The following is a 1,207-nucleotide window of genomic DNA, read 5'->3' as shown; positions in this document are numbered from 1 at the left end:
TTGGTAGCGAGCTGATTTTGCATATCGGACTCCAGAGCATCGATAACAGCAGTGGCTTTGTCATCCGGGACATTGATCGCAATCAATGCCTGGTACAACGCGAAGCTGCTTTTCATTGAAGGTCTCCAGGTTGTGACGGAGACCGGCCCTGACGGGTAGTCCCGTCGAGGGTGGTGGAAGGTGCATCCATCAACCGGTGGTGCCGGTCAATCGTTCGCGCTACCGAATGCTTAGCGAACTTGGGTTTGGATCAATGTGCTTGGGGCACATCGCAGTCGTGAGATCCGAGACTGCTTGGGGCATGTTGCTGACAACGTCAGCGGCATACATCCTCAGAATGTTCAGGGCCGTACCGCTTGTCAATACCTCTGAAATGAAAAAGCCCTCCGAGGAGGGCTTTGGTAGAGCGGTGCATCAATGCGAGCGGATCAGCTTCAATGCCTTGTCTTTGACGTTGGGCCAGTCTAGCCAGACAGGCGTACCAACACAGACGATCAGCAGCAATGACAACATGGTGATCCCAAAGGCGGTCTGACTCATGTCATTCCTCCGAGGTGAAATAGATGCCTACGAGCCAGATTATAACACCGGCCGCTATGGCGTAAGCCGTTAGCAGCCGATGATCGCTCAGAAAGACACCCACTAGACCAGCGGCTACCGAGGTAGTGCCGATCTTGCGGAGGTCCTCAGCGACCGCCGCGAGTTTCTTTGAGGTCATGGTTTTCCTTGATCAAGGGGTGAAATCAGGAAAACCCCCCTGACGGGAGGTTTCCCGACAGGGGTGGGTGAGGTGTGAATCAGCTGGCCAGCGCGACCTCAGGGTCGACGGGGGCGATCAGCTGGTCCAGTGAGCCCGGACGCAGCACGCGGGGCGCTGGCGACTGGACAGGCTCAGTAACGGAGGCGGCAGCCTTGGGTTTGCGCGGCTTGCGCTCACGCTTGGGCTTTTCAGGCTGGGCTTCGCGGGTATTGTCCTGGAACCAGGTGTTGAGGTTGATCCCATGGCGGCGAGCAAGCGCTGGCACGTGATCCATCTCCTCGAGCACAGCCGCCGATACGATCGGTTGCGGAAACTCGACAACACGACGTTCAGCCGGTGCTATGGGCGGACGTGCAGCACGTGCCTGGGCTTGAGCATTTCGCACGGAGCGAATGATTTCACGCAGGGCAGTACCGACGGATTCGCCAAAGCGATAGCTCAGGGTAG

Annotated in this window: 2 protein-coding genes; both read right to left on the bottom strand. The window is 57.7% G+C overall.

What is annotated here, in order from left to right:
- Positions 1 to 414 precede the first annotated feature (414 nt).
- A complete protein-coding gene (locus BMZ43_RS27060) occupies positions 415 to 540 on the bottom strand; it encodes a hypothetical protein (protein ID WP_256203955.1) in 126 nt (41 codons plus the stop codon).
- Positions 541 to 797: 257 nt separating this feature from the next.
- Positions 798 to 1,207 (bottom strand): hypothetical protein (locus BMZ43_RS26695; RefSeq protein ID WP_177344875.1); only part of this gene is annotated, 410 nt, incomplete at its 5' end.

Source organism: Pseudomonas sp. Snoq117.2 (assembly GCF_900110545.1).
In the GTDB taxonomy this organism is placed as follows: domain Bacteria; phylum Pseudomonadota; class Gammaproteobacteria; order Pseudomonadales; family Pseudomonadaceae; genus Chryseomonas; species Chryseomonas benzopyrenica.
This window is presented reverse-complemented; position numbering and strand designations above follow the sequence as displayed.